General features: G+C 68.5%; 10 protein-coding genes. 5 read left to right on the top strand and 5 right to left on the bottom strand.

Annotated features, from left to right (window positions below):
- Window positions 1-209: 209 nt before the first annotated feature.
- From AC3WL7_RS19155 to AC3WL7_RS19165, 3 genes are all read right to left on the bottom strand, one after another.
- Window positions 210-2,120, bottom strand: coding sequence for a CocE/NonD family hydrolase (locus AC3WL7_RS19155; RefSeq protein ID WP_492752500.1), 1,911 nt, complete (start codon window positions 2,118-2,120; stop codon window positions 210-212).
- 145 nt (window positions 2,121-2,265) lie between these two features.
- Complete coding sequence (locus AC3WL7_RS19160) at window positions 2,266-2,652, bottom strand: DUF4440 domain-containing protein (protein ID WP_492752501.1); 387 nt, start codon at window positions 2,650-2,652, stop codon at window positions 2,266-2,268.
- Window positions 2,652-4,010, bottom strand: a complete 1,359-nt coding sequence (locus AC3WL7_RS19165; RefSeq protein WP_492752503.1) for an MFS transporter — start codon at window positions 4,008-4,010, stop codon at window positions 2,652-2,654. The genes AC3WL7_RS19160 and AC3WL7_RS19165 overlap by 1 nt, the downstream gene beginning before the upstream one ends.
- Before the next feature lie 105 nt (window positions 4,011-4,115).
- Here AC3WL7_RS19165 and AC3WL7_RS19170 point away from each other — a divergent pair, with 105 nt between their 5' ends.
- A complete protein-coding gene (locus tag AC3WL7_RS19170; protein WP_492752505.1) occupies window positions 4,116-5,021 on the top strand; it encodes a LysR family transcriptional regulator in 906 nt (301 codons plus the stop codon).
- A gap of 102 nt (window positions 5,022-5,123) precedes the next feature.
- Here AC3WL7_RS19170 and AC3WL7_RS19175 read toward each other — a convergent pair whose 3' ends face one another.
- Window positions 5,124-7,919: a beta-glucosidase family protein gene (locus AC3WL7_RS19175; RefSeq protein WP_492752506.1), complete on the bottom strand. Its 2,796-nt coding sequence runs from the start codon at window positions 7,917-7,919 to the stop codon at window positions 5,124-5,126.
- 334 nt (window positions 7,920-8,253) lie between these two features.
- Between AC3WL7_RS19175 and AC3WL7_RS19180 the strand changes: the two genes are divergently transcribed.
- Both AC3WL7_RS19180 and AC3WL7_RS19185 read left to right on the top strand, forming a co-directional pair.
- Window positions 8,254-8,688 carry a VOC family protein gene (locus tag AC3WL7_RS19180; protein WP_492752508.1) on the top strand — a complete coding sequence of 145 codons (435 nt, stop codon included), beginning with the start codon at window positions 8,254-8,256 and terminating at the stop codon, window positions 8,686-8,688.
- Window positions 8,689-8,985: 297 nt separating this feature from the next.
- Window positions 8,986-9,690, top strand: a complete 705-nt coding sequence (locus AC3WL7_RS19185; protein WP_492752509.1) for a helix-turn-helix domain-containing protein — start codon at window positions 8,986-8,988, stop codon at window positions 9,688-9,690.
- 9 nt (window positions 9,691-9,699) lie between these two features.
- Here AC3WL7_RS19185 and AC3WL7_RS19190 read toward each other — a convergent pair whose 3' ends face one another.
- A complete protein-coding gene (locus AC3WL7_RS19190) occupies window positions 9,700-10,587 on the bottom strand; it encodes a sterol desaturase family protein (protein WP_492752510.1) in 888 nt (295 codons plus the stop codon).
- Between the two features lie 85 nt (window positions 10,588-10,672).
- Between AC3WL7_RS19190 and AC3WL7_RS19195 the strand changes: the two genes are divergently transcribed.
- The gene (locus AC3WL7_RS19195; protein ID WP_492752557.1) at window positions 10,673-11,623 is read left to right on the top strand and encodes a LysR family transcriptional regulator; all 951 of its coding nucleotides are present in this window, start codon (window positions 10,673-10,675) and stop codon (window positions 11,621-11,623) included.
- A 92-nt stretch (window positions 11,624-11,715) separates the two neighbouring features.
- Window positions 11,716-12,366, top strand: a complete 651-nt coding sequence (locus AC3WL7_RS19200; RefSeq protein WP_108758567.1) for a DsbA family oxidoreductase — start codon at window positions 11,716-11,718, stop codon at window positions 12,364-12,366.
- Window positions 12,367-12,401: the final 35 nt, after the last annotated feature.

Genomic DNA, 12,401 nt, shown 5'->3' on the forward strand with positions numbered 1-12,401 from the left:
CCAGCGGCCGGCACTACCACCGCCGGGCATGGCCCGGCGCTACCTGGTGGGTGTCGACCTTGGTCGACACGCTCTGGCATGGCATGCCGGCCAGCGGCCGGCACTACCAACGCCGGGCACGGCCCGGCGCTACCTGGTGGGTGTCGACCGTCGGTCGACACGCTCTTGCATGGCATGCCGGCCAGCGGCTGGCACTACCACCGTCTGCTTCAATACACCGGCAAATCGATGTAACTGGCCTGCGCGGCGCTGTGCCAGACCCGCTGCGTGGCCTTCTGGTAATCCCCCGGCTTGGCCAGGTAGATGTTCGGCACGTAGGTCTGCGGGTTGCGGTCGTACAGCGGGAACAGGCTGGACTGCACCTGCACCATCACCCGGTGCCCCTTCTGGAATACATGGTTGGCATTGGGCAGGTCGAAGCGGTACGGCAGCACCTGGTTGGCGGCCAGTGCCTTGGGCGCGCTGAAGCTCTCGCGGTAGCGACCGCGGAAGATCGCCAGTGACACCGGCAGCTCGTAGCCGCCCATCTCCGGCGTCGATGCCTCCTGGTCGGGATAAACGTCGATCAGCTTCACCACCCAGTCGCTGTCGGTGCCGCTGGTGGAGGCCTGCAGGTGCACCACCGGCGCGCCACCAATGCGAAGGGGTTCGTTCAGCGGTTCAGTGATGAAGGTCAGCACGTCCGGCCGACCATCGACGAAGCGCTGGTCCTTCACCAGCCAGGTGGTCCACATGTCACGGTCGCCGAAGCGTACCGGGCGCGGCACGAACGGCACCGGCTTGGCCGGGTCGGACACGTATTCCTCGAAATCACCCTCGCCCGCCGCCGGCGCCTGGAAGGCCAGCTTGCCACCGGCACGCAGGTACAGCGGCTTGCTGGCCGCAGTGCAGTCCTTCTCGCAGCTGCGCGGCCAGCCCTGCAGGCGGTCCCAGTGGTTCTCGCCGGTGTTGTAGACCAGCACCGGCGGCGTGTCGGCCTTCGGTGCGCCATCCACCAGGTACTGGTCGAAGAACGGCTTGAGCACGTCGCGGCGGAACTGCAGCGCGGTATCGCCATCGAACTTCAGCGCCCCCAGCTCGTTGCCGGTGTAGTTCACCTGGCTGTGCCGCCACGGTCCCATCACCAGGTAGTTGAGCGTGTTGCCGGTGTCACGGCCTTCCATCGCCCGGTAGGCGTGGTTGGCGCCCCACATGTCTTCCTGGTCCCACAGGCCCTGCAGCCACATGGTCGGCACCTTCAGCGGCGTCTTCGCCATCACTGCATCCAGCGCCTGGCCCTGCCAGAACGCATCGTAGGCCGGGTGCTCGACCAGCTTCTTCCACCAGGTCAGCTTGTCCACGCCGGTAAAGCGGGCGTAGTCACCGGCCGAGCCGATGCGCAGGAACGTGCTGTAGTCGTCGTAGCCGAGGCTGGGCAGCGGCGTGCCCTTGCCGCGCTTCTCGGTCTGCATGGCGAAATAGTTGAAGTTGACCTGGCGGAACGCACCGTAGTTGAGCCAGTCATCGCCCATCCAGCCATCGACCATGGGGCTCTGCGGTGCGGCCACCTTCAGTGCGGGGTGCGGGTCGGTCAACGCCATCACCACGGTGAACCCTTCATACGACGAGCCCAGCATGCCGACCTTGCCGTTGGTTTCCGGCACATGCTTGACCAGCCAGTCGATGGTGTCCCAGGCGTCGGTCGAATGGTCCACCTTGGTGTTGTTCAGCGGCCCGCGCAGCGGCCGGGTCATCACGTAATCGCCTTCGGAACCGTACTTGCCACGGATGTCCTGGAACACGCGGATGTAGCCGCCATCGACGAACACTTCATCGCCCTGCGGCAGCATGTCACGCATGCGCGGCGAATCGGTGCGGCTGGCGCGGCCGGCGGCATCGTACGGCGTGCGGGTCAGCAGGATCGGTGCGTTGTGCGCCCCCTTGGGCACCACGATGACGGTGTACAGCCGGGTGCCATCACGCATCGGCACCATCACCACGCGCTTGTCATAGTCGCGGCCGACGTCAGGGGCCACGAAGGGCTTTCCGCTGATGTCCGGGGTCATCGGCGGGGTATCGGCGGCCAGCACGGTGCTGGACAGGCAAAGGGCGATGGCTACAGCAACGGCACGCACACGCATGGAAACCCCTCCCGGCAGGAAAGACCCAAGCGTACTCCTGCCCCGCCCGGTGAAGTGTGTGCGGGCTTTGCGTTCCGCGTACTTTGGAGGCAGGACTGATGGCACATGCCAAGCGATGCTGGGCAGCGCTCGCCGGCACTACCGATCAGGCGGTTGCCACCTCATGCAGCGCCAACCATCGCCAACGCCCGTGCTCCTGCCGCAGCACCGCCAGCGACTCCCGCCATGCGGTCGCCCCATCTCCCACGGCGTGCCCTTCGCGGTAACGCAGCACGGCCAGCGGTGACGGCGCTTCAATCACCTGCACGGCGTCGATGGCGATGCGCAGGCCAGGCCGTGCCCCATGCCCGCCGACGAACAATGCCTGTACCGCCTGCCGGTCCAGGCGCCGACCGGCGATGCCGACCATGCTGAAGTCCGCGCAGAAGTGCGCCATCAGATCGTCGAGTGCTTCGGCGCCCACCTCGGCGCGGAACCACGCCTGCAGCGCGTCGTGCAGTTCGTGGATTTCATGTTCGGCGGTGTGTTGCATCAGGCACGCTCCGGTTGCGCAAGGGTCAGTGGCTGCGAACGGCGCAACAGCGCCATCGGCAGCAGGGTAAGGACAGCGGCCAGGCCCAGCGCCATGCCAGTGGCCCGCGCCGGCAGCCATTGCAGGGCCAGGGCCAGCAGCAGCGCGATGGCGGCGGTACCGAGGCAGAAGCTGAGCTGGCGATTGAGATTCCACAGCGCACTGGCATCACCCAGCGCTTCACCCTCCACACCGTGGAAGGCCAGCGTCTGTGCGGTGCTGCTGCACAGGCTGCCGCCGGCGCCCATCAACGCGTACAACAGCGCTGCCAGCGCAAACGGAGGCTGCGGCAACAGCGCCATCAACATCAGGCCGCTGGCCTGCAGCAGCATGCCACCGCGCAGCACCGCCGCCGGACCGAAGCGCGCGAGCAGGCGTCGGCTGCCGGTGATGGCCACCGCCGATGCCAGCGCCCACGGCAGCATCACTGCACCGATGCGCGCAGCGCTGTAGCCCGCCTGGTGCAGCTGCAGCGTGCTGGCCAGCTGGCTGCCGATGAAAACGCCCGGCACCGCAAGATAGACCAGCATTGCCAGCCGCAGCCCGCGATGGGACAGCAGCGACCAGCGCAGCAGCGGCTGTGCCTGCTGGCGCGCGTGGCGCAGGTGGGCGGTCGCCAGCACCAGCGCCAGCAGCAACAACACCCCGCCGGCAATCCGGTGGCCGGGTTCGCCCAGCCAGGTCAGCGCCAGCAGCAGCACGCCCAGCGCGCTCATCGCGGTGGCCAGCGCGTAGGCCTGCAGGCGGGGGGCTGTGCGTTCGCCATCGGCCGGCATCCACGCCAGCACCAGACCCATCGCCGCCAGTGCCAGCGGCAGGCTGGCCCAGAGCACGCCCCGCCAGGACAGCCACTGCACCAGCAGCCCGCCCAGCGCCGGCGCCAGCGCTGGCACCAGCAGCGCCACCAGCAGGATGCGGCGGGTCAGCGCGCTACGCTGCTCAGGGCTGCATTGCCGGTAGGCCGCGGCCTGCGCAACGGGAATCAGCAGACCGCCGGCCAGGCCCTGCAGCAGCCGCCATCCCAGCAGCCAGCCGATGCCCGGCGCCGCACCGGCCAAGGCCGCCGCCAACGTGAACAGCAGCAGGGCCGCCAGCAACAGTCTTCGTTCACCGCAGCGCGCGGCCAGCCACGGCGCCAGTGGAATCACCACGCTCAAGCCCAGCATGTAGGCCGTGCCGACCCATGCCAGGGTGCTGATGTCCGCCTGCAGTTCGGCTGCCAGCGCCGGATAGGCCACCGTGGCGATGAACATGTTGACCAGGTCCAGCGCGAACACCAGCAGGAAGATCGCCTCGTGGCGCAGGCGGGGAGAGGGCATCGGCGGCGCTCCAGCGGGGAAGCAGCCAGCATGCCTTTCGACGGTTGTTGGAAAAACACGACACCAGCTGCAACACTGTCAAATCTGTTTTGACAATGAATCGCCATGGTCAGCTTGGACCGCTTTGACATCTTCCGTGCCGTGGTCGACGCCGGCAGCCTCACCGCAGCCGCCGAGCGCCTGGGCCTGAGCCGCGCGGTGGTCAGCTTCAACCTGAAGCGGCTGGAGCAGGAGCTGGGCGTGACCCTGCTGCTGCGCAGTACCCGCCACCTGGCGCTGACCGAGGCCGGCGAACAGTTCCTGCAGCACTGCGTGCAGGCACTGGAGGCAGCGCAGGCGGCCATCGATGCCGCGCGCCGCGACCAGCACCAGCTGCAGGGCACGCTGCGCCTGACCACCACGCCGGAGTACGCGCAGCTGCGCCTGATCCCGGCGCTGGAGGCATTCCGTGCACGACACCCGGCGCTGCAGCTGCATCTGTCCACCTCTCCGGCACCGGCGGACCTGATTCCGGAGCGCTTCGACCTGGCCATCCGCCTTGGCCGCCTGCCGGATTCAGGCCTGCACGCCAGTGAACTGGAACGCCACCCGCTGTGCGCGGTGGCGGCGCCTTCACTGCTGGCACGCCTGCCCTCCGCCGATGCGGCTGATGATCCCGTGCAGCTGGGCACCCTGCCCCGCCTGGGCTACCCCCGCCTGGCCGATGTGCCGGTGGTTGCGCCCGATGGCAGCGACGCGTTGTTTGCCACCAATCCGGGCAATGCCGTGGTGCGCGTGGATGGCGCCAGCAGCCTGCACGCCTTCGCCCTGGCCGGTGCCGGGGTGACCGTGCTGCCACGCTGGCTGATCGAGGACGACCTGGCCCTGGATCGCCTGCGGCCGGTGCTGCGCCAGCACCGCTTCCCGCAGCAGTGCGTGTACGCGGTCTACCCGCACAGTACGCAGCCCTCGCCGAAGGTGCGGCAGTTGATCGATTTCCTGCGCGGGTGGTTCACCGGCACGCCCGGGTGATGACGGCGTCCGCCGGGGATGGCCCGGCGAGCGCAGCGGCACTCCACAAAAAGAAACGGCCCCTTTCGGGGCCGTGTCTTCATGCATCAACAACCCGCTGGATCAGCGCAGCACCTGCTCCACCAGCTGCACATCCACGCTCTGCAGCGGCTCGGCGGCGTTGCGCGACAGCTGCACCTTGTAGGTGCCACCGTCGATCTTCCACTGGCGGGCCTGCGCATCGTAGTGGGCCAAGGTCTTCGGCTCGGCTTCGATGCGGATGCGGCGCTGTTCGCCCGGCTGCAGCTGCACCTTGTCATAGCCGATCAGGCGGATCGGCGTGGTGCTGCCGGCCGGCAGCTTCAGGTACAGCTGGGCGACGTCGGCACCGGCGCGCTTGCCGGTGTTGCGGATGTCGACGCTGGCGACCAGGCGCGAGCCTTCCACGCTCACCTTCAGGTTTTCATAGGCGAACGTGGTGTAGGACAGGCCGTGGCCGAAGGCGAAGGTCGGGGTCAGGCCCTTGGCCGCCATCCACTTGTAGCCGACGTTGGCGCCTTCGATATCGAAATCGAACACGTCGCCGAATTCCTTCTTCGGCTTGAAGCCCAGGCCGTCGATGTGCGGGCGCGGCAGCTGCGATTCGTCCACCACCCAGGTGACCGGCAGGCGGCCGGACGGGTTGGCCTGGCCGGTCAGCAGCGCGGCGATGCCTTCGCCACCGCGGATGCCCGGGTACCAGGCCTGCAGCATTGCCGGCACCTGCGCCAGCCACGGGGTGCGCACCGGGCCGTTGGTTTCCAGCACCAGCACGGTCTTCGGGTTGGCCTTGGCCACCGCCGAGATCAGCGCATCCTGGTTGTCCGGCAGCTGCATGTCCGGCAGGTCCACCGATTCGGCCGCCCACTGGGTGGCAAACACGATGGCCACGTCGGCCTGCGCGGCCGCCTTGGCCGCCGCGGCGGCGTTGGTGCCGTCCACATACTCGATGGTCGCGTCCGGACGCGCTGCGCGCAGCGATTCCAGCGGCGAGGACGGGTGGAAGATCACCGGGCCCGGCCAGGTGGTCGGCATCACGCCCGGCACTGCGTTGGTGCCCTTGGCAGTCACGCCCACCATCGACGAACCACCGCCACCGATCACGCCCTTGTCGGCATGGCCGCCGATGATGACGATGCGCTTCACGCTGTCGGCCAGCGGCAGCAGGTTGCCTTCATTGCGCAGCAGCACGCTGCCCTCTTCCACCGTGCGCTGGGCAACGGCATAGCCGGCTTCGGCATCCACCTTCTGGTGCTGCGGCGGGTTGTCGAAGTTGCCGTGCAGGAACATCGTGCGCAGGATGCGCGCCACCATGTCGTTCAGTCGCGCCTGCGGCACCACGCCGCCGTGCACGGCCAGGCGCAGCGGTTCGTCGAAGAACACTGCCGCGTCGAACACTTCACCGGCCGACTGCTGGTCCAGGCCGGCCAGCGCCGCCTTCGAACCACTGTGCACACCACCCCAGTCGGACATCACGAAACCGGGGAACTTCCATTCCTGCTTCAGCACCTGGTTCATCAGGTAGCCGTTCTCGCAGCCGTAAGTGCCGTTGATCTTGTTGTACGAGCACATCGCCACACCCGGGCGGCCGGCGTCCAGCGCGATCTCGAAGGCCAGCAGGTCCGATTCGTGCATGGCCTGTTCGCCGATGCGCACGTCGTGGAAGTTGCGGCGGGTCTCCATGTCGTTCAGCGCGAAGTGCTTCATCGAGGAGATCACGTGCTGGCTCTGCACGCCCTGGATGAGCGCGCCGACCATCGAGCCGGCCAGCAGGGGATCCTCACCGGCGTATTCGAAGTTGCGGCCGTTGCGCGGGTCACGCTGCAGGTTGACGCTGCCCGACAGCAGGATGTTGAAGCGCTGCTGCCACGCTTCGCGGCCCATGGTCGCGCCACCGGCGAAGGCCACTTCGCGGTTCCAGCTGGACGCGGTGGATGGGCCGGACGGCATGGCGGTGGCGAAGTCACCCGCGCGGATGCCACCTGGGTTGGTCACGCCCACGCCCGCATCGGCCGACTGCTGCGCCGGAATGCCCAGGCGCGGCACTGCCGGCACGAAGCCGGCCGAACCCACGGCGCCTTCCGGCAGCGGGCCACCGTCCTTGCCCAGCCCGAAATAGCTGTGCAGCATCTGGAACTTCTCGTCCTCGGTCATCGCCTTCAGCAGCAGCGCGGCGCGCGCGTCGGCGTTGAGGGTGGTGTCCATCCACGGCTGCTCGCCGCCCTTGTCGGCCACGTAGGCCAGGGTCAGCAGGGTCGCGCGCAGGGTGCTGCCATCAATCTTGAACGGCGCGCTGCTGGCCGCCTGGAAGCCATCGCTGAAGTAGCTGGCATCGGCTTCCAGGGCCACGCGGGCCGGGTCGAAGCCGGCCGCCTTGGCCGACTCACCGGCCACCGCACCCAGCAGCACCGCCGGTGCGCCCAGGCGCGAACGGGTGACCAGGGCGGGCAGGCGGGCGGCACCCGCGCCGGCATCGGTGTACAGCGCCACGGTGTGGCGGCCGTCGTCCAGGCGCAGGTAGTTCAGGCCCGGCTGGTCGGGGCCGGATTCGGCGGCGATCGGCAGGCGGGTCAGCACGGCCTGGCCCTGCTGGGTCTGGCCATCATCCTTGCCGGCGGCGATGAAGCGGTACTCGTAGCCCAGGCCATCGGCCAGCAGCTGCAGCGGATCGACCTGGCCGATGCCGCGCTGCACCTGGCGCACGCTGACCGCGTCCACCTTCAGGGATTTCAGCTGGGCAGCCAGGGCGGGGATCGCATCCTGGGTCGGTGCCTGTTCCAGGGTCAGCACGGTGAAGGCGGCCGTGTCGGCCCAGGCCGGGGCGGCCAGCGCGGCAGACAGCGCAAGGGACAGGGCAAGCGGCTTTGTAAACGTTTTCATCGGCGGGCGTAATTCCGTTGCCAAGGCAATCGGTCCAGGGAAAGTGCCGCCGAAGGGTGCAGCGTTCATGCCGCGCGGGCGTTGCCAGGCAACACACCGCAGGCCAGGGGACGGACCGGTCTGCGCGCGGGACCCTCCTCCCGGCGTGACAACCTGCCTGCCCGGGCCGCAGAGCGACCCATCTTGTTAAGATTGTGCGAGGGCATTGATGGCTGTCAACAGGACCTAAGTCACAGGCCGCTGCGACGGCATGGTTATCAGGCCATCACCGGCGGTCATCAGCGGGCCGCAGGGGCGTACCGATAATGGGAGTTCCCGGCGATGGACCGAGCCCATGAACGTACACCGCACTTTCGACCACCTCTGGCGCGACCGCTGTGATACCTCCAGCCAGCGCAGCCCGCGCGTGCTGATCCGCGTGTTCGTCAGCCCCGGTGAACTGGAGCGCAGCGTCGCGTTCTACGAGCAGCTGCAGGGCGTGGTGGCCGATGCTGGTTTTCCGTTCCCCGATGCGGGCCTGCGCCTGGCCATGGTCGGCGCCTTCCTGCTGATCGAAGGCAGCGATGACGCGCTGGCGCCGTTCACCTCCACCACCGGCACCCTGCTGGTCGACGATGTCCGGCCGTACCACGACCGGCTGGTGGCCGCCGGCGCCGAGATCATCTTCCCGCTGCAGGTCGTGCCCACTGGCGCGGCATTCAATGCGGTGCACCCCGATGGCACCGTGGTCGAATACGTGCACCATCGCCCGGACCCGCACGGCCGGTGATGGCGCGGCCGGGCTGCCGCCCGGCACCCGCTAACGTCAACGTCAACGTCAACGTCAAAAGCCTGCATTCCGTGGGATGGCGGGGTGGTTCCGGTGGCAGGGGACGCTGCAAGTACGTCCATGTAAGCTCGGTCGCCGCATCCATGCGGCTCACGCCCCTGCCACCGGACCCACCCCGCCTTCGACAGTTTCCTGCGAACTGTTGGAACCTGCTGCTGATGGTGGTGGGTGCCGACCGTTGGTCGGCACGGGGGTCGGATCTCCATGGATTCAATTCCGATGGAGATCCATCCACGCATGGCGTGGATCTACAATGCCCGCATGCCCCACCCCGCCCTGCCCTGGAATGGCACCCTGCTGCTGGATGCACACGCCGCCCTGCTGCAGGGCCATGCCGGTGGCAGCGGCACGCACGCGCACTACGCCCACCAGCTGCTGGTCAGCGACGGGGCGCCCTGGCAGGTGGAGATCGATGGCGTTCCGCACCTCGGCCAATGCCTGTGGCTGCCATCCTTCGTGCCGCATGCCATCCTCTCCGCGCCGCAGGACGGCTGCACCCTGTTCCTCGAACCGGCCCATGCCGATCTCGAACAGATCCAGCAGCACCTGTACCAGCTGCCCGCCGATATCAGCATCCTGCACGAGCGACTGCCGCAGCTGAGCCGCGCGCAGCCGCTGGACCGCCGCGTGCAGGTGGCATTGGAACGCATCGCCCAGCACCTGCCCGGCCCGGTGCCCGCCGCCGATATCGCCGGGGCCGCGCATCTGTCAACCAGCCAACTGCACCGGCGTTTCCAGTCCGACCTGGCGGTGACCCTGCGTGGCTGGGTGCTGTGGCAGCGCCTGCGCTCCGCACTGGCACACCACCTGCACGGTCACAGCCTGACCGACAGTGCGCACGCCGCAGGCTTCGCCGATCTGGCCCATCTGTCGCGCAGCCTGCGCCGCATGTTCGGCATCGGCGCGGCACAGCTGCAGGGGCTGCAGCTGCGCGCCACCTGAGGCGCAGGCTCAACGACGGCGCAGGCCCTCAGGCACTTCAGGCACCTGCCCATGGGGCAGCTCGCGGAACGGCGCCATCAGTTGCCCGGCATAGTCGCGCGGATAGTCCGGCTGGCTGCCGATGCCCAGGTCATGCGTGCCCAAGCGGTAGCCCGGTGCATCGAACGCGGTACCCAGCAGGCGGTCCCAGACGGTCAGGAACAGGCCGAAGTTGACGTCGCCGGCGGTGCCGTAGCGCATGTGATGGAAGCGGTGCAGTGGTGCCCAGGCCATCACCCGGCCGAGTACGCCCGGGCGCATGTCCACGTTGGAATGCTGCAGCAGCAGCTGGATGGCAATGGCAAAGGCCAGCACTGCCGCCACCGGCATCGGCAGGCCCAGCGCCAGCAGCGGCAGCACCCCGCCCACCGCCTCGGCGGCCTGGTGCAGCGGGTGCTTCATCAGGCCGTTGAACCCGTACATGCGGGTGACGCTGTGGTGCACCGCGTGCAGCCGCCACAACCAGCCGATGCGATGGCTGGCGTAGTGCACCAGGGTGATGCCGAGATCGGCGGCGATGATGGCCACCAGCACCTGCAGCGCGAACGGCCACTGCTGCGGCCACACCTGCCACGGGATGATCGCCGCCAGCAGCGGGACGGCCGCGATCGACAGCAGGTTCAAGCCTTCGTTGACCAGGGCATGCAGGGTGTCGCGCACGCGATCATCGTGGTCGTGGTTGAACGACGGATCGTAGGGCCAGAGGCGTTCGGCCATGAAGGACACGGCAATGGCGAGGGCCAGCAGGGCCAGCAGCCACAGCGGGTCGCCGTGGTGGTGGCCGACCCAGGCGATGGCGGCGGCGAGGAAACCGAACAGGAACAGCGGGGCGTACAGGCGGAGGAACCAGAGCTTCATGGGCAACCCGAAACGTGAGGGGCCTGCAGGGTGGCGCCGCGCGCGGCGGGCTGGCTTGAACAAACGACGCAACCGCATGGTGGGCATGGCGCGGATCTACAATGGCGGTTTCTTCGCGCCGGGGACCGGCATGGACTCCTTCAACCTGATGCGCGCTTTCCGTCGCATCGTCGAGCGCGGCGGGCTGGCCCGCGCCGCCGAGGACCTGGGCATGTCATCGGCCGGGTTGAGCAAGCAGCTGCGCGCGTTGGAATCGCACCTGGGCGTGGTCCTGCTGCAACGGACCACGCGGCGCATGAGCCTGACCGAGACGGGCCATACCTACTACCGCGAGTGCTGCCGCCTGCTCGACGAACTGGACGCACTGGAGCGCGGCATTGCCGAGCAGCGTGGCGAGGTGGCCGGGCGGCTGCGCGTGAATGCGCCGCAGTCCTTTGCCTTGAGCACGCTGTCGCCGTTGCTGCCGCGCTTCCTGCAGCAGCATACGAAAGTGTCGCTGGACCTGGTGATGGAAGACCGCCTGCTCGATGCCGTCGGCGAAGGCTTCGATGTCTCGCTGCGGCTGCGCGCCGAGCTGGATGACTCGCGGCTGGTGGCACGGCGCCTGGCTTCGCTGCAGCAGGTGCTGTGCGCGGCGCCATCCTACCTGCAGCAGCACCCTGCACCCGCGGCGGTGGATGACCTGCAGGCGCACAGCGTGCTGGCCTACAGCCTGTCCGACTCACCCGGCAGCTGGCCGCTGCTTGGCCCTGATGGCCAGGTGACGATCACCCTGCCGGCGCGCGTCACCGCCAACAACAGCCTGATGCTGCGCGACCTGCTGGTGGCCGGCATGGGCATCGGCGCCCTGCCCTCGTTCCTGGCGGCGCCGGCACTGGCTCGTGGCGAACTGCAGCAGGTGCTGCCCGACCACCTGTATCCACCGCGCTTCGTGCATGCGGTCTACCCCACCTCGCGCCACCTGCAGCCCAAGGTCCGTGCCTTCATCGATTTCCTGCACGCCGAGCTGCCTGGCTGCCCCGGCCTGGATTCGTAACCACCAGCGAAAACTGAGCTGCCTGCGGCGTGCTGTTTCGGGCATGCCGCGCTGCCTACTCTGCCGCCTCCCCTCTCACCGATGGCAGGCAGATGTCTTCCGCTCCTTCCCCCGCCACCGCAGCGCCGGTGGTCGATTTCTTCCACGACGTGGTCTGCGGCTGGTGCTTCGTGCTGGCCCCGCGCCTGCAGCAGGTCTCCGCCGAACTCGGCATCCAGGTGCGTCATCGCAGCTTCGTGCTGCAGGACTCGCGCGCGCAGATGATCGAGGTGTTCGGCTCGATGCAGCGCGCCAAGGCAACCATCCTGCGCCACTGGACCGACTGCGCCGCGCATGAAGACAGCGCGCGCATCGATATCGAAGGCATGCGCGCACAGGATTTCGAGTATCCCTCCGGCTGGCTCGGCGCACTGGCCTGCCAGGCTGCAGGGCTGCTGGGCGGCAATGAGGCCCATGGCGCGATGTTCGATGCCGTGCAGTGGGCGCACCTGCACCAGCACCGCAACATCGGCGATGCCGAGGTGCTGCTGGACATCGCCGAATCGCTGGGCCACCCGCGCGGCGCCTTCGCCGGCCACATGCGCAGCGACGAAGTCCGCCGGCGCGTGCAGGCCGACCGCAGCGAAGCCGCTGCCCTCGGCATCCGCTCCATTCCCACCGTGATCGGCGGCAACGGCCTGCGTCTGCAGACCCTGCCGTTGCCGCAGCTGCGCCAGGCCCTGGCCCCTCTGGTCGCGGCCTGAGCCGCGCCTTCCCCCACCCTGCAAGGAGATTCCCC

The organism is Stenotrophomonas sp. FW305-3-2-15-E-LB1 (assembly GCF_058787375.1).

Bases quoted from the DNA above. Each gene is read 5' to 3' on its own strand.
- AC3WL7_RS19160 (WP_492752501.1), bottom strand. From the start codon at position 2,652: ATGCAACACACCGCCGAACATGAAATCCACGAACTGCACGACGCGCTG.
- AC3WL7_RS19180 (WP_492752508.1), top strand. From the start codon at position 8,254: ATGAACGTACACCGCACTTTCGACCACCTCTGGCGCGACCGCTGTGAT.
- AC3WL7_RS19190 (WP_492752510.1), bottom strand. From the start codon at position 10,587: ATGAAGCTCTGGTTCCTCCGCCTGTACGCCCCGCTGTTCCTGTTCGGT.
- AC3WL7_RS19165 (WP_492752503.1), bottom strand. From the start codon at position 4,010: ATGCCCTCTCCCCGCCTGCGCCACGAGGCGATCTTCCTGCTGGTGTTC.
- AC3WL7_RS19200 (WP_108758567.1), top strand. From the start codon at position 11,716: ATGTCTTCCGCTCCTTCCCCCGCCACCGCAGCGCCGGTGGTCGATTTC.
- AC3WL7_RS19195 (WP_492752557.1), top strand. From the start codon at position 10,673: ATGGCGCGGATCTACAATGGCGGTTTCTTCGCGCCGGGGACCGGCATG.
- AC3WL7_RS19170 (WP_492752505.1), top strand. From the start codon at position 4,116: ATGGTCAGCTTGGACCGCTTTGACATCTTCCGTGCCGTGGTCGACGCC.
- AC3WL7_RS19175 (WP_492752506.1), bottom strand. From the start codon at position 7,919: ATGAAAACGTTTACAAAGCCGCTTGCCCTGTCCCTTGCGCTGTCTGCC.
- AC3WL7_RS19155 (WP_492752500.1), bottom strand. From the start codon at position 2,120: ATGCGTGTGCGTGCCGTTGCTGTAGCCATCGCCCTTTGCCTGTCCAGC.
- AC3WL7_RS19185 (WP_492752509.1), top strand. From the start codon at position 8,986: ATGGCGTGGATCTACAATGCCCGCATGCCCCACCCCGCCCTGCCCTGG.